Raw genomic sequence first — 16,679 nt, 5'->3', positions numbered from 1 at the left:
GGTGAAGCAGGAAGCCCCCGGAAGGGTCAGACGACCCAGGCCGGAATCCCTGGACTTTAGGCCAGGGAGCACGTCAATTCGCCTTCTCCGTCGCCGTGATGCCCGCTCTGGCGCGGGCCGACGACCGTACGTTCATCGAGACGATGCAGCGGGTGAACGTGGCGATTCTCAACGGCTGGTTCTCTCTTGCCTTCGGCGGCGCCCTCGTGCTCGGTGTGGTCGCCGCGGTGCTGCACCGCGGCGGGGCGGGGCGGCCCGTCCTGCCCTGGATCATTGCGGGCGTCGTGCTCTACGCGGCGTCGCTTGTGGTCACGATGGGGTTCAGCGTGCCGCTCAACAACCACCTGGCGGACGCGGGAGCGCCGGCGCGCATCCATGATCCGGCGGCGGTTCGGGCGCGGTTCGAGTCGGCCTGGGTGCACTGGAACATCGCGCGGACCCTGGTCACCGCCGGCGCGCTCGGCTGCCTGGCGTGGGCGATGCGGGTGGCGGGCGGAACCGGCCGTATGTGACGCCCGGTTGCCCACCCACCCCGCCGGCGCCGGCTGTGCCATGCCCGGCCGGCGGCGCCGGACTGCCCCAACTCGGCGGGTAGGGCGACACTGTTGTCGATGTCGTCCCGCGTCCGCTGCGAAGGTGCGGCGGCAGCGGCGCTGCTGCCCCGTGGTGAGGATGCCCATGCGCAGGGGGCTCCCATGTCCTCCGTGATGGTTCCCGAAGCCGGCGGGCACGCACGCGGCCGGCCTGCTCCGTCTCCTTCCTTGCCGCACGCAACCCGCACACCGACACGACCGGGAACAGCCGGCACGGTGAGTAATCGTGAAGGACCTCACCGTGATGCAGGCTTCGCTTGGCAGTGGGGGTGTTCTCGTCATGAGCGGCAGGGGGGCGACCTGCTCTGCGGCGGATACTGTTGTCGAAGGGCAATAAGGTCATATCGCTCGAAGATGGTCAGGGAGCGGCACGTGGACACCTCGGACGAACTTCTTCAGAGGGCTACACCGTCGGCTCTTTTGACCCTGGACGGTGTCATCCGCTCCCTCAACGCCGCGATGGCCACGGCACTGGGCAGGCCGCGGGAACAGTCCGTGGGGCATGGCTTCGTCGATCTGCTCTCCGAGGATCAGCGCATCTCGGCTGAGAGCCTGCTGGCGCACGGGGCCACGACGAAGAGGCTTGCGATGCGTGTGCTGGAATTTCCCGGCACGGGCACCGCATCTGTGGTCTGCCTCGTCGAGGCGCGACCGGTTATGGATCCCCCGAGCGGCGAGCGGCTTGTGTGGGTGCATTCGTTGGACGCGGGACACGACCTCGGTGGTCTGCTGATCCCGTTCCAGCTTGCGGCGAGGGATGCCGGCCTCGGCCTGTGGATGTGTTCCCCCGATGAGCACCGGATGGAGTCACTGGGTGGCGCACCCGCCCTGGCCGCGCTCTTCCCGCAGGCGTCGGTGCCCCTGTCCGAGGTGATCAGGCGGGTGCACCCCGATGACCGCAGGGACGTGCAGCGGCTTGTGCGCTCGTCCGCCGCCCAGTCCCCGTGGATCAGGTCGCGGTTTTTCACCGAGGACGACGGCTGGCGTGTTCTCGCAGGCCAGACCCGCCGGGTCCAGCTGGGATACGGCGGCCCCGAACGGGTCTTCGCGGTGATCCGCGACGACACACAGTCCGAGACACACCGCCAGGAGATGCTGGCCGAGGTGAGCGCGGAGCGCGAGCGCGCCGACGGGATCACCGCGTTCTCCTCCGCCCTGTTCACCGCCGCCACCGAGCAGGAACTGCAGCAGGTCGTCCTGGCCCGGCTCGCCGCGGCCGTCGGAGGTTGCGGTGCGCTCTTCGCCGTCGTCGACGACGGGCGCCTGCGGGTCTCCTCCGATGCCGGGATTCCCACCTGGGAGGCTGATGCTCTACACGGTCTGTCGCTGGACGAGGACCGGCCGTTGCCCTGCGTGATCCGTACCGGTCAGGCGCAGTTCTTCCCCAACCACGAGGAGCTTGTCCGCCGTTGGCTGCATGATGACGATCTGCCCCTGCCGCGCCCCGTCCCCGGCACCGCCTTGTCGATCACCCCCCTCAGCCCGGCGGACGACCGGCCGCTCGGGGCCTGGGTGGTGACGTACGAGAGTGAGCACCCCCCGTCCCCCGAGAAACTCGCCTTCATGACGGCTCTGGCCGAATTGGCAGGCCAGGCGCTGCGGCGCATCAGGCTGCAACAAGCCCACGTCGAGCTGTCCACGGCGCTCCAGCAGAGCATGCTCCCGACGCTGCCGGAGCACCTCCCAGGCCTGGAGATCGCTGCCCGCTATCAGCCCAGCCGGGACGGGCTGGATATCGGCGGAGACTGGTATGACGCGTTCTTCCTGCCCGACGGTGCGGTCGCACTGGAAATCGGCGACGCTCAAGGACACGACGTGGATGCCGCGGTCTTCATGGGCCAGGTGCGCTCGTCCATGCGCGCCATCGCCGCCCACGAGCCTGAGCCGGGAACGGTGCTGATGCGTACCAACGAGTTGCTCGTCGCGATGGACGCGCCACGCTTCGCAAGCTGCACCATGCTGCACCTCGATCCGCAGGACGGACAGGTCATCGGCACCAGCGCGGGCCATGTGCCACTGCTCCACGCACGCGACGACGGCAGCCACACCATCCACGCACTTCCCGCCGGGCCGGTCCTGGGAATCGTGCCCGGCACCGAGTACCCCGAGGAGACCTTCACCCTGGAAGAGGGCACCGCGCTGGTCATGGTCACCGATGGTGTGGTCGAAGGGCCGAGCCTGCCCCTGGAAGCCGGACTGGAGATGGCGGGAGCGCTGGCCGGGCAAGCCCTCCAGGACCGGCTCGGCGTCGAGGCGACCGCAGACCGCATACTCGACGCGGTGGCCCAGGTGGACCACCTCGACGACGTGGCCGTGCTGGTCATCCGACGCGCTTGAGACTCGATGCTCCTCCTGGGCGGAAAACCGCCCTCCAGCCCTCGTTCGACGGCGTCCGTGCAGCGCCCACAGTGGCTGGCTGGACGGCCCGCGGACTCCTGCGTTCGTGCGTCCGGTCTGCTTCGAACAGGGCCCTGGGTGGGGTGAGTCAGGCGATGGTCGGGGTGGGAAGGAAGACACCTCACGCTGCTGTGCCGTCCAGCTGCGGCGGCCAGTTCGGTGGGGAACACGGTGCGTTCGTCGAACGGCTTGCGGTGCTGGAGACGGTGGTAGAGCTCGCCGGGCTCACAGGCTTGTTTGCTTCTGGGGGCGGTGACCGCTGCGCCGCGTTTCTCGGTCCTTCTCGATGGCGACGGCGCCGGCGGACAGGAGCGTCGCGGCGGCGAGGCCGCCCCACAGAGCGGCGGGGCCGAGCGGTGCGAGAGCGGTGATGACCGCCGGGGAGACGGCGAGGCCGAAGCCGGTGGAGAGCTGGAAGCGGGCGAGGGCGCGTCCCAGGGCGTGGGCCGGGGCGAGTGCGGTGACCAGCGCGGTGGCGCTGCCGGCGTAGATGATCTCGCCGATCGTGCAGACCACGGACACCGTGGCGACGGCGGGCACGGCCCAGCCGTGTCCCGGTGAGGTGGCCGCGAGGAAGCCGAGGTAGGAGGCGGCCAGCACCACACCGGACAGGGCCAGCACGGTCCGCCGGGAGAAGCGGGACATCAGGACGGTGACCGGCACCTGCAGGGTGACGACCAGCACCGTGTTGGCCACGAACACGGCCGCCGGCCACCCCGCGGACGCGTCGAGCTGCGTCACCAGGACCAGCGGGAGCGCGATCTCGGGGACGTTGAGGCAGAAGACGTAGACCACGTTGGCGGCGAGCAGCGCGCGCATCCGGGGTGCGGGCTCCTCGTCCCGGTCCCTGGCCGGGGCGGTCCGCGCCGGATGTGCGTGCACGTGGACCGACCACGCCAGGGCGGCTGCGGCAAGGTAGGCGAGCGCGGTGACGGCTGCCAGCGCCCGCAGTGCGGTGGTGCCGCCCGCCAGACATACGGCGGCGAGGAGTGCTCCCACGCCCAGGGCGGCGTTGCGCAGGGCGCGGGCCCCGGCCAGGGCGGTGTCGCGTTCCCGGCCGTGGGCGATGGTGGCCACGAGCGCGGCGTGGGCGGCAGGCCATGACTGGTTGCCGATGCCGAGGAAGAGTGCCGCCGCCGCGAAGAGCCAGACGTGCCCCGCCGGAGCGGCCAGCAGCAGCGCCACGCCCAGCACCCGTACCAGCATCGACGCCGCCACGACCGTGCTGCGTGCGCCGCGGTCCAGCCATCGGCCCACCGCGGGCATGCACACCAGACCCGCGACGATGCCGGCGGTCATGGCGGTGCCTGTGACCGGCGCGGACAGCCTCAGCACCGTCACGCCGTAGAGCAGCAGAAAGGGCCGCAGCAGCCCGGTGCCCAGCGCGTCCACGGCCAGGGCGACGGCGTAGCGGGGGCCTCCGGAGGCACGGAGGAGGGCGCGGGGCCGGATTGTGGTGGTTGCCATGGCGTCAGACGGTGCGTTCGGCCGCCGGGCAGGGCACGTCGGTTGACGCACATCGTCAATCGGTGCCGCCGCCGGGCTGTGCGGGCGGTGATGATGGGGGGATGACGCTGAGGATCGACATCAGCGCTCTGCCGTCCGGGCGAGTGCAGTTCGCCGCGTCCCCGCTGGCCGAGCTGACCGCGATGCTGCACGTGCTGGCCGAACCCGGTCACCATCCGCAGTTCGCCGGCTGGGCCGCGGACGTCTGGGCCGGGCTGCGGCCTGAGCTGGCCGAGCGGCTCAGGGAGGCGGAGTTCCTCTGGCGTTCCTCGCAGGCCGACTTCCTGATCCCCGCGCGGCCCCGGCCGACCCTCGCCGAGGAGCTGGACGACGTGGACCGGATCGACGACGAGAGGTATGTGACCGCCGCGCTCGTCACCACGTGCGGCAGCAACCGCGTCCATTTCTCCCGGGCGTCGCCGCTCACCGACACGACGGCGCGCGAGCGGGCCCTGGACCTGGCCCAGGCCCGCGGCACGTTGCAGGAGGCCTTCGCGGAACGGCTCCTCGCGGACCCGGCCGCGGTGCGGGCGCGGGTGCGCCACACCCTCGAGGAATGCGCCGAGGCCTTCTTCGACGGCGCCTGGGCGGGCGTCGCGGTGCAACTCGCCACCGATCTGCGCCTGAAGAGGGAACTGCTCAGGCGCCACGGCATCGGGGCGGCACTCGCCTCGGTCTCCGGCGCGGTCACCCTGGCACCGGACGGCGACTGCATCATCGTGGACAAGGTGCAGGACAAGGCGACCGCCGCCCGTGACGCCGGGGTCACCTTCCTCCCCAGCGTCTTCGGCCGCCCGCACCTGGTGGCGGTCCACGCGCCCGGCTGGCATCCGGTGGTGCAGTACCCCGTCGCCGAGCCGAGTCCGGCGCAGCCGGTCTCGCTGGAGACGGTCACCCTCCGGCTGGAGGCGCTCGCGCATCCGGTACGGCTGCGGCTGCTGCGCACCCTGGCCCGCGGCCCGCACACCACCGCCGAACTGGCCCACTTCTGGGAACTCTCACCCCCGGAGATCTCCCGCCACCTCGCCGTCCTGCGCCGCGCGGGCCTGCTCACGGCTCGGCGGCAGGGCCGTTACGTCCGCTACACCCTCAACCTGCCCGATCTGGCGGCGCTGGGCACCGACCTGCTGGCGGCCGTACTGCGCTGAGCAGCTTGCGTCCATCGGAACGGAGGCGGCCACCGCCTTGGCAGCCGTCGGCCAGCCCATCCGTGAACTCGCCGAGCCGCCTGGGGATCCCACCGAGCAGCCCGGTCACCCCCAGACCTCAAGACGTCGCTTCCTTCGGCGGGTGCGGCCTGCAGCAGAGAACGTGGTCGGCTCCCCCTGCCTCAAGTACCGTGACTGTGCATGATCGAATCCGAGAGTGAAGTCGACGAGACTCTGGTTCGGGACCTGCTGCTGGATCAGCATCCGGATCTGGCCGCGCTGCCCATCCGCGAGGTGGCGGGCGGTTGGGGCAACCAGATGTGGCGCCTTGGAGACGAGTTGGCGATCCGGATGCAGCGGATGGACACCAGCCCAGATCGGCAACTCAAGGAGCGCCGGTGGCTGCCGGCCTTGGCCTCGCGTCTGCCGCTGCCGATCCCGGTCCCTGTGCGGGACGGCGTGCCGTCCGAGCGCTTCCCCAAGATCTGGACCGTCATGACATGGGTCGAGGGCACACCCCTGGACCACGGCTCGATCACCCGCAGCGACCACGCGGCCGACACCCTGGCTGCCTTCCTCGAGGCGCTGCACGTGGAGGCGCCCGCCGAGGCGCCGAACGCCTCGGACCGCGGCGGTCACCCCCGGGAGTACGCGGAGGGCTTCGAGAACTTCCTGCGGGCCGTGGACCTCGGCCGCTTCGCAAAGGACGATGTCCGGGCCGTGTGGGACGACGCGGTCGCGGCTCCCGGGTGGAAGGGCCCGCGGGTGTGGGTTCATGGCGATCTGCATCCCGCGAACGTCGTCGTCGCAAACGGGACGCTGGCCGGCGTCGTTGACTTCGGCGACGTCTTCGCCGGAGACCCGGCCTGGGACCTTGCGGCTGCCTGGGTGCTGCTCCCCGCGGACGGCGCTGCACGGTTTTTCGACAGCTACGCACGGGCGGACGAGGCAGCGATGCGCCGGGCGCGTGGGCTGGCCGCGGTGAAGAGCCTGTTCCTGATGCTGATGGGACAGAACGGGGACCGCGGCCTGCCCGGCGGCAAGCCGAACTGGGGGCCTGCAGGCCGGTCGGCGCTTGAGCGTGTCCTGAACGGCCTTTGACGCCGGCGTTGACCGTCCGGCAGACGGGGCTTCCGCCTTCGCAGGCGCACTCGCCGACTCGATCCTCAAGCCTCCTCCGCCGCACGGTGCGCCTCGGCGCCCCCCGGAAGGCCGCCGGAACGCGGGGGACGGTGTCCCGGCGGCCCGGTCCGGTTTAGAGGGCGCTGAGGACGGCCGCCGAGTTGAAGCCGCCCCGGCCGCGGGCCAGGACCAGGGCGTGGCGGACCGGGGTCTCACGGGGCGCGGTGACAAGGTCGACGGGGCAGTCGGCGGCGGGCTCGGCGGTTCCCGTGGTCGGCGGGAGGACCTGGTCGCGCAGCGCGAGCAGGGCGGCGGCGACGTCCAGGGAGGCCCCGCCGGCCAGCAGCCGTCCGGTCATCGACTTCGGTGCGGTCACCGGGACACCCCGGGGGCCGAACAGCGCGGCGAGCGCCTGCGCCTCGGCGCGGTCCGCGGCGCGTGCGCCGGCGGCGTCGGCGAACACCACGTCGATCTCCTCGGGGCCCACCCCGGCATCGGCGAGGGCCAGCCGTGCGGCGTCGCCCAGGCGCGGCGTGCCGGGGCCGTCGAAGGTGGCCGCGTACCCGGTGAACGCGCCGTACACGCGCGCCTCGCGCTCACGGGCGGCCACATCGCTCTCCAGGACGAACAGGGCGCCGCCCTCGCCGACCACATGGCCGGCGGCCGCGGCGTCGAAGGGCAGGTAGGCGCGGGAGGGGTCGGTGGCGTGGCTGAGCTCGTCCGCGGCCAGGTGGGCGGCCCAGCCCCACGGACACAGCGCCGAGTCGACGCCGCCGGTGACCATCAGCGCCGCGCCCTTGCGGATCTGGCGCCGGGCGTGGGCGATCGCGTCCAGGCCGCCGGCCTGCTCGGTGACCACGACACCGCTGGAGCCGCGCAGCCCGTGCCGGATGGAGATCTGACCGGTGTTCACGGCGTAGAACCAGGCGAAGGACTGGTAGGCGCTGACGTGCTGTCCGCCCTTGGACCACAGGGCCTGCAGCTCGCGCTGGCCGAACTCGAAGCCGCCCGCGGAGGAGGCGGTGACCACGCCGGCGCCGTACTCGGGCAGCGCGGCCGGGTCGGTGCCGCAGTCGTCCAGGGCCTCCTTGGCGACGGCCAGCGACAGCCGGGTGACCCGGTCGGTCTGCGGCAGCAGACGGCTGGGCAGGTGCTCCTCGTCGACGAAGCCGGACACCTCGCCGGCGAGGCGCACCGGGTAGCGGGAGGCGTCGAAGCGGGTCACCGGGCGGATGCCGCTCTCGCCGCGCAGGGTCGCCGCCCACCACGCCTCGGTGCCCAGCCCGTTGGGGGCGGCGACACCGATGCCGGTGACGACGGAGCCGGTGACGGCCCCGGCACCCGCCCGGGCGGCGGGACGGTCCAGTGTGGCTGTGGTCATGCCGCCTCCTGAAGTCGCGGCCGGGTCAGGACGATGGCGCTCTGGAAGCCGCCGAAGCCGCTGCCGACACTGAGCACGGTGTCCGTGCGCTGCTCGCGCGCGGTGAGCGGGGTGTAGTCGAGGTCGCAGGCCGGGTCGGCCTCGTGCAGGTTGGCTGTCGGCGGCACGGTGTCGTGTTCGATGGCCAGCGCGCTGGCGGCCACCTCCAGCGAGCCGATCGCGCCGAGCGAGTGGCCGATCATGGACTTGATGGAGCTGACCGGCACCCGGTAGGCGTGCTCGCCGAGGCTGCGTTTGAACGCGGCGGTCTCGTGCCGGTCGTTCTGCTTGGTGCCCGAGCCGTGGGCGTTGATGTAGTCGACGGCGGTGGCGTCCAGGCGGGCCTCGTCAAGCGCCGCGCGGATCGCCTCGGCCATCTCCGCGCCGTCGGACTTCAGGCCGGTCATGTGGTAGGCGTTGCTGCGCCCGGCGAACCCGGCGATCTCGGCGTAGACGTGGGCGCCGCGCCGGCGTGCGTGCTCGAACTCCTCCAGGACCAGCACGGCCGAACCCTCGCCGAGGACGAAGCCGTTGCGGGAGCGGTCGAAGGGGCGCGAGGCGGTCTCCGGCTCGTCGTTGCGCGGGCTGGTCGCCTTGATGGCGTCGAAGCAGGCCACGGTGATCGGGGAGATCGGCGCCTCGGTCGCGCCGCTGACCATCACATCGGCGCTGCCCTCGCGGATCAGGTCGACGGCGTGGCAGACGGAGTCGATGCCGGAGGTGCAGCCGGTGGAGACCAGCGAGACCGGGCCCTGGGCGCCGACCTGGCGGGCCACCTCGGCCGCCATGGAGCTGGGCACGAAGTAGTCGAAGAGGTGGGCGACCGCGCGGGTGTGGTCGACCTCCCAGGCGCTGCCGTTCTCGCTGACCACGCCGTACTCGTTGTCCAGGCCGGTGGTGCAGCCGACGGCGCTGCCCAGCGTGACGCCGGTGCGCACCGGGTCCAGGGCGCCGGTCAGCCCGCTGTCCTCGACCGCCTCCCGGGCGCTGACGAGGGCGAACTGGGCGGCGCGGTCGAGGCGGGCGGCCTCGGCGGGCCCGAATCCGTGGGCGATCGGGTCGAAGTCCGCCTCGGCGGCGATGCGCGAGCGGAACGTGCTCGCGTCGAACAGGGTGATGCCGCGCGTGGCGGTGCGGCCCGCGGTCAGCGTGTCCCAGAACGCGCGGGTGCCCACGCCGCCCGGGGCCACGACCCCGATGCCGGTGATGACGACCCGCCTCATCGGTTGTCCCTCACAGTTGTCCTCCAGATATGAGCCCAGGTACGAGCCGAGTGCGCCGCACCACGCGGCAGGCGCGCCCGATCAGTCGGGGTGCGTGCGGGCCGCGGACGAAGAAGTGGTCGCCGGGGACGGTGCGCCGCACAAGCCGGCCGGTGGTCCAGCGTGCCCAGCCGTCCAGCGCCTCCGGTCCGACGACCGGGTCGCTGTGTGAGCCGACGGCCAGGACGGGAACCGCAAGCGGGGCGCCCGCGGCGGCGCGCAGGGCGGCGGCGAGCCGGAGGTCGTCCCGCAGCAGGGGCAGCACGGAGCGGTACCAGAGGCTGCCCGGGGCGGCGAGCACGCCGCCGGGCGCCGCGCCGAGGCCGGTCACGAAGCGCAGCAGCCGTTCGTCGCTCAGGTCGTCGCCGTGGCACGGCGGCGCGATGTGCGGCGGGGGGCTCGCGCCGACGGCGAGGCAGGCGGGGGCGGGCAGCCCCCGGTCGACGAGCGCGCGGGCGAGGGTGTAGGCGACGATGCCGCCCAGGCTGTGCCCGTACAGCACGTACGGGCGGCCGTCGGCGACCTGCTCGGCGAGCGGGCCGAGGAGCGCGTCGAGCAGCGCCTCGCGCGAGGTCGCCCGGGGTTCGCGGCGCCGGGCGCCCCGTCCGGGCAGCGGCACGGGCACGGTGACCACACCGGGACCGGTGGCGGCGGGCCAGTGCGCGAAACCGGACACGCCCGCGCCGGCGTGCGCGAAGCAGTAGAGGGTCACCGGCGAGCCGTCCCGCATGGTGTGTCGCACCTCCTCGGCCGCCGTGGATGGGAGCGCATCGGCTGCCTTTGAGCCTCGCCGACGAACCTGGAGAACAACTCGAATCGGCCACGTGCGCGAACGGCCGGCGGGCGACGGGTGGTTGCCGGGGTACCGGCAAGAGCTCTGTCACCGATCCTGCTGGATTATTCGTGCCCGGTGGTGCTGGCGGCTCGTTGGTCGGGGCAGCAGGCCCGCTCACCTGTGGCTGGGTAGCACCGCCGAAAACCGCGCGGAATGGGCCGGTCGGCACTGCACCACCACAGGCCCGCTCGCGGAACTCCGTGGGGCTGCTGGACGCACCCGTCTTATCGCCGCCGCCCGGGCTTCAGTTGCTGCCGGGGAGGACCCAGCACGATCGGAGACCGGAGTCACGCAGCAGAAGCCGCAGGACTCCCCTGCCGCCTTGCGGGGGCGCCGCAGTTTTCGTGGCTGGCCGCGGTTGGGGCGGAGCCCCCTCGACTCCTGGAGCGGCCTACCGCGCGCCAGGTTGTTCAGCTCGCTGATCGCGGTCCCTGCGTGCGGTGCTCACGCTTGCCCGTCGTTGGGGTCCCGGTCGCTGTGGGCGAGGCACTCGCTCTGGTGGCCTGGCGCGTCGGCTCTGCAGGGCCGGAAGCGGGCGAGGTATGCCGGGCTTGGGCCGCGGGGCTCGGTCAGGTGGAGGCCGGCGGCGTCGGCGAGCCGGTGCAGCCGGCCGAAGGGGATCCGGTGCCGGTCGAAGAACTCGCCGATCACCAGCCGCCCGCCTGGTGCCAGCACTCGTGCCGCCTCGCGCAGTACCCGATCCGGCTCGGGGATCTCGCCGAGCGCGGTCACGGCGTATACGGCGTCGAATGTCCCGTCGGCGTAGGGCAGTTCTCGTGCGTCCGAGCGGGTGGGCCTGATCGTCGCCAGGCCGTCGCGCTCGGCGCGGCACATCACGTGGTCGAGCATCTCCTGCTGGATGTCGAGCACATCGAGCCGTCCCTGCGGCCCGAGCTGCGGGGCGACGTGCAGCGACTGCAGGCCGGTCCCCGGGCCGATCTCCAGGATCCGCTCCCCCGGCCGCGGTTGCAGTACGGCGTCCATCCGGTCGGCTGTCAGGAACGGCAACGGCACGTCGAGCAGGCCGCGTTGGGCGTACGGATAGGGCGCCGTGTCGCCCAGCCACCAGGCGGCGGCCAACGCGGCGCCGACGCCGGCGGCGACCGCCCAGCGGGTCCGGGCCGGGATCGGGGCGGCGGGGGCGGTGGTGATGCGGTGCATGGTGTTCTCCGGTGGATCGATTCGGTCCGTGGTACGTAGTCGGGCGGTCGGCGTCACGCGGGCCGGCTCAGCGCCCGCAGCGCCAGCCGGCCGCACAGCGCGGCGAGCGGCAGCTCGGCGCCGAGCGCCATGGCGACCGCGGTGGCGAAGTCGCCGCCCGGGGCCGCGGTCGTGGTGTCGAACCAGGCGTCCACCACAAGCAGCGTCGCGGTCGCGGCGGCTGCCAGGGCGTGCCGCCGGTCGCCGCGGGCGGCGAGGAGGCCGGTGGCGATCAGGCCGAGCGCCTCCAGCGCGTCGAGCCCGACCCAGGCGAGCGGCCAGTGCGTCGCGGTCGCGGTGGCCGGCAGGCCGGTGGCCAGCACGAGCAGCCACGGCAGCAGGGCGAGGCCGCAGGCGACCAGCAGCCACCCGGCCCGCCGCATGCCCCGCGCCGGGCGCGGCTCCTCCGCCTCTTCGTGGAGCGGGATGACCTCGGCGCCGTCGAAGCCCTCGGCACCGGCCACTTCCTCATCGCACAAGGCCAGTTGACGCATCGTCTTCCCCCGCTCCCCGCCGGCTCTCCCCTTCACGTGCTCCACCCTCCGCCGCACACCAGGGCGCCGTCAGTCACGCAGGGTTCCGACCCGGGGTGGAGACAAGTGCACCCCCGAACCGGGCGGGAGCGTCATGGCACGGGGATGGCCTGCGGCTTTACCGTTTGACGCATGCAACTCACGACGTGGCTGCGGCTGGTGCCGGGCCGGCCGTTCCGCAGGGTGGGACACCGGACCGCGCTCGTCGCCGCCGGCCTGCCGCTCCACCTCGCCGTGGTGCCACTGTGGCTCTGGCTGCTCGGCACGATGGCGGCGTCGGTGCGCGCGCCCGGCGCGGTGGCCGTGACTCCGCTGCCCGTGCTGCTCACGCTCGTGGTGACACCCCTGCTGACCGTCGGGCAGCGGCGGCGCTACCGGGCGCTCGCCGGCAAGGGCCTCCCGCGCCCCGCCGTACCCGGGCCGGGACGCAACTGGAAGCCGGCGGTGCGGCGGCTGACCGGCCGGGCCTTGTGGCGGCAGGTCTGCTACCACGCCGTGGCGGGTCCGCTGCTCGCCGTCCTGGACCTCGCCGTCCTCGCCGTCTGGGCCGCCGCTCTCGTGGCCGCCTCCATCTACGTGTGGATCTGGGCGCTGCCCCCGCAGTGGCGGATCACCGACCTCGGGTACACCACGCAGGCCGCGTGCATCACCGCCGGCGGCCTCGCCCTGCTGTTCCTCGGGCCCCGGCTGACCGGCGCTCTGGTGCGGCTGGAGACCCGGGCGGCCGAGGTCCTGCTCGGCCCCAGCCGCACGGAGAAGCTGGCCCGCCGGGTCGCCGACCTCGCCGAGAGCCGGGCCGGCGTGCTCGACGCCGCCGACGCCGAGCGGCGGCGGATCGAGCGCGACCTGCACGACGGCGCACAGCAGCGCCTCGTCTCACTCGCCGTCAACCTGGGTCTGGCCAGGGCCACCCTCGGCGACCTGCCGGAGGACGCCCGCAAGGTGATCGACGAGGCGCACCGCGAGGCGAAGGAGGCGATCGCCGAGCTGAACAACCTGGTGCGCGGCCTGCATCCGGCCGTCCTCGAGGACCGCGGCCTCGACGCCGCGCTGTCCGGGGTCGCCGCCCGCCTCCCGATCCCGGTGCGCGTGGCGGTGGACCTGCCGCAGCGCCCCTCACCCACGGTCGAGGCCGTCGCGTACTTCGTGGTCTCCGAAGCCCTGACGAACGTGGTCAAACACGCCCAGGCGACCCGGGCGGACGTGACCGTGGAGCGGATCGGGGAGACACTGCTGGTGGTCGTCGCGGACGACGGAGCGGGCGGCGCGGATCTCGCGGCGGCCGGCGGCACCGGGCTCGCCGGGCTCGCCAAGCGCGTCGCGTCCGTCGACGGCACGTTCTCCTGCCGCAGCCCCGCCGGGGGCCCGACCGTCATCACCGTGGAGCTGCCGTGCGCGCCGTGATCGCCGAGGATTCCCTCTTGCTGCGTATCGGCGTGGTCAAGGTGCTGGAGGCGGCCGGCTTCGAGATGTGCGCGCAAGTCGCCGACGCAGAAGGGCTGCTGGCAGCCGTCGAGGAGCACCGGCCCGACATCGCCGTGGTCGACGTGCGCATGCCGCCCGGCTTCACCGACGAGGGAGTACGCGCCGCGCTGGTGATCCGCCGCCAGTACCCGCGTACCGCCGTGCTCCTGCTGTCGCAGTACGTGGAGGAGCGGTACGCCGCCGATCTGCTCGCCGCCAACACCTCGGGCGTCGGCTATCTGCTCAAGCAACGCGTCGCTGACGTCGAGGAGTTCACCGAGGCGGTACGCCGGGTGGCGGCCGGCGGCACCGCGCTCGACCCGCAGGTCGTCGCGCAGCTGCTGGTGCGCCGGCACAGCGATCCGCTCGACCGGCTGACACCGCGCGAGCGGGAGGTGCTGGAGCTGATGGCGGGCGGCCGGTCCAACTCCGGCGTCGCCGCCGAGCTGGTCGTCAGCGAGAGCGCGGTCGCCAAGCACATCAACAGCATCTTCACCAAGCTCGACCTGCCCAAGGCCGACGCCGACCACCGCCGCGTCCTGGCGGTGCTGCGCTTCCTGGGCGTTGCGACCGCATAGTGCGCGATCACGCCCGCATGCCCCGTCGACAACGGTGCTGAGCAGCACTTGGTGGGTCTGGGACGAACACGCCGACCCGTTCACCAACACCGTCACGGTGACCATCAGCCGCCTGCGCCGCAAACTCGGCGCCCCCGGTCATCGCCACCACACCCGGCGTGGGGTGTCGGATCACCGACCCAGTCGCCCCACCCGACGAGCAGCCGCCGGCGGCCGCACCCCGTCTCACACGGCGCATGTCATGGTGTGTGTCCTCGCCGACGGGGACGGGGGCGTGGTGGCGGGCGGGCGGGACGCCGTCGCCGGTGCGCCGCCCACGTGGGCGGCGGCATCGAGTGGCTGCCCGGGCTGTTCGGGGTCGTGGTGCCCGGTCACCAACTGATCGCCGGACGGGCCGGGGTCGTCGTGCGGCCTGCGGCCGGGGCCGGGGGCGGCGGCGGGTACGGGCTCGGGGGTGCGGTCGGGGTCAGAGGCCATCGTCGGATGCGTCATCGCGTCATCTCCAGCAGGTCGGCCAGGCGGGCGGCCGGCCCGCCCGGGTGCCCGGGTGGTGCGCCCGGGTGCGGGGCCCGTCGGCTGCGGGCAGGGTGCCGCGCCGGGGCTGGGGGGTCATGGCCGGGGCTCTCCTCGGGGCGGAACGCCGCCGGCGGAGGCGGTCGCGTGGGGCGCCTGGGCCATCCGTACCGGCGGCTCGTCGGCGATCGCGGCCAGCGCCTCGGCCACGGTCGCCGAACCGCCCGCCAGTGCGGGCAGTTCGCGCAGCAGCCGGGCGCACTGGCCGACGAGCCGGGCGGCGTCGTCGTCGGCGAGCCGGGCACGGTCGTGCACGGCGGCCAGGACGAGGCCGTCGTCGCTGTCCCGGTGGGCGAACAGGGTCACCGGGAACGCGGTCGGGGCACCGGCCGCGCGGGGCCGTTCGACGCTGATGCCCTGTGCGGCGAGCGCGGAGCGCAGTTCGTCGGAGTCGCGCCGCCGGTGCTCGAAGACCAGCAGGCTCTCGGCGAGTTCGCCGTCGGCACCCCGCCCGCTCCACTGGTGGATCTGCCCCAGCGACACCCATTCGTAGGCGGCCAGGTCCACGGCCTGGTCGCGCAGTTGGGCCATCAGCCCGGTCACCGCCCCGCCGGGGTCGACGCGGACGGTCATGGGCAGCGTGTTCGTCAGCAGGCCGGGCAGCCCCTCGACGGCGTCGAGGGCGATGCCGCGGCCGGAGACGGTGACGCCGAAACCCACCAGGGCGGGCCCCGGGGTGCCGGCCGCCCGGTACAGCAGCAGCGCCCACACCGCCTGCAGCGCGCCGGTCTCGGTGGCCGCGCAGGACGCCGCCCAGGCGCGCAGCCGGCCGGCCTGTCCGGCGCCGAGGCGGGCCTCGGCCCGGCCGGAGCCGGACAGGCCGGTGGCCGGGCCGGGGACCGCCGGCAGCACCAGGGCGGTGGCGGCCGGGAAAGCGGAGGAGAAGTAGTCACGGGCGGGCGCGGTGTCCTGGCCGGCGAGCCAGCGCGCGTAGTCCCGGATGTCGGGGCGCCGTTCCCCGCCCGGCAGCCGCCCGCCGGCGAGATAGGCGCGGTAGAACTCCTGGAGCAGGACCGACACGCTCCAGGCGTCCAGCATGACGTGGTGGAAGGTAAGCAGGACCCGCACCGACGGCGGCCCGCCGCCGGCGGGGTCCGGTTCGTCGACCAGGTTCAGCCGCAGCAGGCCCGGGGAGCGCAGGTCGAAGCCGCGCAGCCGGTCGCGTTCCCTCAGCTCCTCGAACTCCACGGAGCCGGCCGGGTGGCGCACGACCTCGGCGCGGGCGTGCTCGTGCAGCACCAGGCGGGGTCCGCTCTCCCAGTCGAACGCGGCGCGCAGGACGGTCTCCCGGTCGAACACGGACTGCCAGGCCGCGGTGAACCGGTCGGTGTCCACCTGGCCGCGCCAGCGCCAGTGCAGCTGCTCCACGTAGCGGCCGGTGCCGCGGTGGGCGAGCGCGTCCAGGAGCAGCGCGTGCTGCTGGGGGGTGACCGGCACGGTGGGCGGCTGCCCGTGCGCCGCGTCGCCGGCGGCCTCGCCCGCCGCAGGCTCGCCGGGTTCTGGCCGTGCCGGCGCCGGGGTGGTCTCGTCCGGCTCCGGCGAGGTCAGCGCGGCCAGGGCGCGCCGGTCGGTACTGCCGTCGGGCAGCAGGGGGATGTACGGCACCCGGTGCAGGCGGGCCGGGACCAGGTGGGAGGGGAGCCGGGACCTGAGGGCGGTGCGCAGCTCGGCGAGCTGGGTGCGCGTCACCACGTGCGCGACGATCCGCGGGCTGTCCGGGGCCTGCCGGGTCACATGGACGGCGGCGTCGCGCACACCGGGCAGCGACACGAGGGCGGCGCGCACCTCGCGGAGCTCTCCCCGGTTGCTCATCGGAATTCCTCCGTGGATACCCCCGCCTTCAGGCGGGGGAGGAAACGGACTCCTGCGGAGCAGGGCAGGGAAAGCCGATTCGCCCTCCGGGCGGATCGGCGGCCACCATCAACTACCTCAGCGCGGTCACAAGTTGCTGTACTAGTGTGTGAGCCATGACCACTGGCGTGAAGCGGGCGTTCAAGTACCGCTTCTATCCGACCGATGCGCAGGCAGCCGAGCTGTCGCGCACGTTC

Annotated in this window: 15 protein-coding genes and 1 pseudogene; 8 read left to right on the top strand and 8 right to left on the bottom strand. The window is 73.5% G+C overall.

What is annotated here, in order from left to right; all coding sequences use genetic code 11:
• Positions 1-98: 98 nt before the first annotated feature.
• Together IE318_RS43015 and IE318_RS43010 are read left to right on the top strand one after the other, a co-directional pair.
• The gene (locus tag IE318_RS43015) at positions 99-512 is read left to right on the top strand and encodes an anthrone oxygenase family protein (protein ID WP_189908289.1); all 414 of its coding nucleotides are present in this window, start codon (positions 99-101) and stop codon (positions 510-512) included.
• 99 nt (positions 513-611) lie between these two features.
• Positions 612-2,930, top strand: coding sequence for a SpoIIE family protein phosphatase (locus IE318_RS43010; RefSeq protein WP_189908288.1), 2,319 nt, complete (start codon positions 612-614; stop codon positions 2,928-2,930).
• 285 nt (positions 2,931-3,215) lie between these two features.
• Here IE318_RS43010 and IE318_RS43005 read toward each other — a convergent pair whose 3' ends face one another.
• Positions 3,216-4,457, bottom strand: coding sequence for an MFS transporter (locus IE318_RS43005; protein ID WP_189908287.1), 1,242 nt, complete (start codon positions 4,455-4,457; stop codon positions 3,216-3,218).
• Positions 4,458-4,558: 101 nt separating this feature from the next.
• Here IE318_RS43005 and IE318_RS43000 point away from each other — a divergent pair, with 101 nt between their 5' ends.
• Together IE318_RS43000 and IE318_RS42995 are read left to right on the top strand one after the other, a co-directional pair.
• Positions 4,559-5,644 (top strand): helix-turn-helix domain-containing protein, encoded by a 1,086-nt coding sequence (locus tag IE318_RS43000; RefSeq protein ID WP_189908286.1) that lies wholly within the window; start codon positions 4,559-4,561, stop codon positions 5,642-5,644.
• 201 nt (positions 5,645-5,845) lie between these two features.
• Complete coding sequence (locus IE318_RS42995) at positions 5,846-6,745, top strand: aminoglycoside phosphotransferase family protein (protein WP_189908285.1); 900 nt, start codon at positions 5,846-5,848, stop codon at positions 6,743-6,745.
• A gap of 154 nt (positions 6,746-6,899) precedes the next feature.
• Here the strand turns inward: IE318_RS42995 and IE318_RS42990 are convergent, their stop codons facing one another.
• The 5 genes from IE318_RS42990 to IE318_RS42970 all read right to left on the bottom strand — a co-directional run bounded on the left by IE318_RS42990 (position 6,900) and on the right by IE318_RS42970 (position 11,977).
• Complete coding sequence (locus IE318_RS42990; RefSeq protein ID WP_189908284.1) at positions 6,900-8,147, bottom strand: ketosynthase chain-length factor; 1,248 nt, start codon at positions 8,145-8,147, stop codon at positions 6,900-6,902.
• A complete protein-coding gene (locus IE318_RS42985; protein ID WP_030185799.1) occupies positions 8,144-9,409 on the bottom strand; it encodes a beta-ketoacyl-[acyl-carrier-protein] synthase family protein in 1,266 nt (421 codons plus the stop codon). Before IE318_RS42985 ends, IE318_RS42990 begins: the two co-directional genes overlap by 4 nt.
• A 10-nt stretch (positions 9,410-9,419) precedes the next feature.
• Positions 9,420-10,178 carry a thioesterase II family protein gene (locus tag IE318_RS42980; protein WP_189908283.1) on the bottom strand — a complete coding sequence of 253 codons (759 nt, stop codon included), beginning with the start codon at positions 10,176-10,178 and terminating at the stop codon, positions 9,420-9,422.
• Positions 10,179-10,727: 549 nt separating this feature from the next.
• Entirely contained in the window at positions 10,728-11,444 is a 717-nt protein-coding gene (locus tag IE318_RS42975; RefSeq protein WP_189908282.1) for a class I SAM-dependent methyltransferase, read from the bottom strand.
• Positions 11,445-11,497: 53 nt separating this feature from the next.
• Entirely contained in the window at positions 11,498-11,977 is a 480-nt protein-coding gene (locus IE318_RS42970; RefSeq protein ID WP_373311446.1) for a hypothetical protein, read from the bottom strand.
• Positions 11,978-12,148: 171 nt separating this feature from the next.
• On the opposite strand from IE318_RS42970, the gene IE318_RS42965 reads away from it, so the two are divergent.
• The 3 genes and pseudogenes from IE318_RS42965 to IE318_RS42955 form a co-directional block, all read left to right on the top strand.
• On the top strand, positions 12,149-13,420 hold the full coding sequence (locus IE318_RS42965; protein ID WP_189908280.1) for a sensor histidine kinase: 1,272 nt from the start codon (positions 12,149-12,151) through the stop codon (positions 13,418-13,420).
• Positions 13,408-14,058 (top strand): response regulator transcription factor, encoded by a 651-nt coding sequence (locus IE318_RS42960; RefSeq protein WP_189908279.1) that lies wholly within the window; start codon positions 13,408-13,410, stop codon positions 14,056-14,058. Before IE318_RS42965 ends, IE318_RS42960 begins: the two co-directional genes overlap by 13 nt.
• A 58-nt stretch (positions 14,059-14,116) precedes the next feature.
• Positions 14,117-14,246 (top strand): annotated as a pseudogene (locus IE318_RS42955) (helix-turn-helix domain-containing protein); the annotation flags it as partial.
• Between the two features lie 37 nt (positions 14,247-14,283).
• Here IE318_RS42955 and IE318_RS42950 read toward each other — a convergent pair.
• Positions 14,284-14,550: a hypothetical protein gene (locus IE318_RS42950; RefSeq protein ID WP_189908278.1), complete on the bottom strand. Its 267-nt coding sequence runs from the start codon at positions 14,548-14,550 to the stop codon at positions 14,284-14,286.
• Between the two features lie 117 nt (positions 14,551-14,667).
• Positions 14,668-16,443: a condensation domain-containing protein gene (locus IE318_RS42945; protein ID WP_189908277.1), complete on the bottom strand. Its 1,776-nt coding sequence runs from the start codon at positions 16,441-16,443 to the stop codon at positions 14,668-14,670.
• 155 nt (positions 16,444-16,598) lie between these two features.
• Between IE318_RS42945 and IE318_RS42940 the strand changes: the two genes are divergently transcribed.
• Positions 16,599-16,679: helix-turn-helix domain-containing protein (locus IE318_RS42940; RefSeq protein ID WP_189908290.1), on the top strand; the 81-nt coding region annotated here is incomplete at its 3' end.

It is taken from the genome of Streptomyces spiralis (genome assembly GCF_014654675.1).
GTDB classification, from domain to species: Bacteria; Actinomycetota; Actinomycetes; order Streptomycetales; family Streptomycetaceae; genus Streptomyces; species Streptomyces spiralis.
The sequence above is the reverse complement of the archived record's forward strand: the minus strand, read 5'-3'. Positions and strand labels throughout refer to the sequence as shown.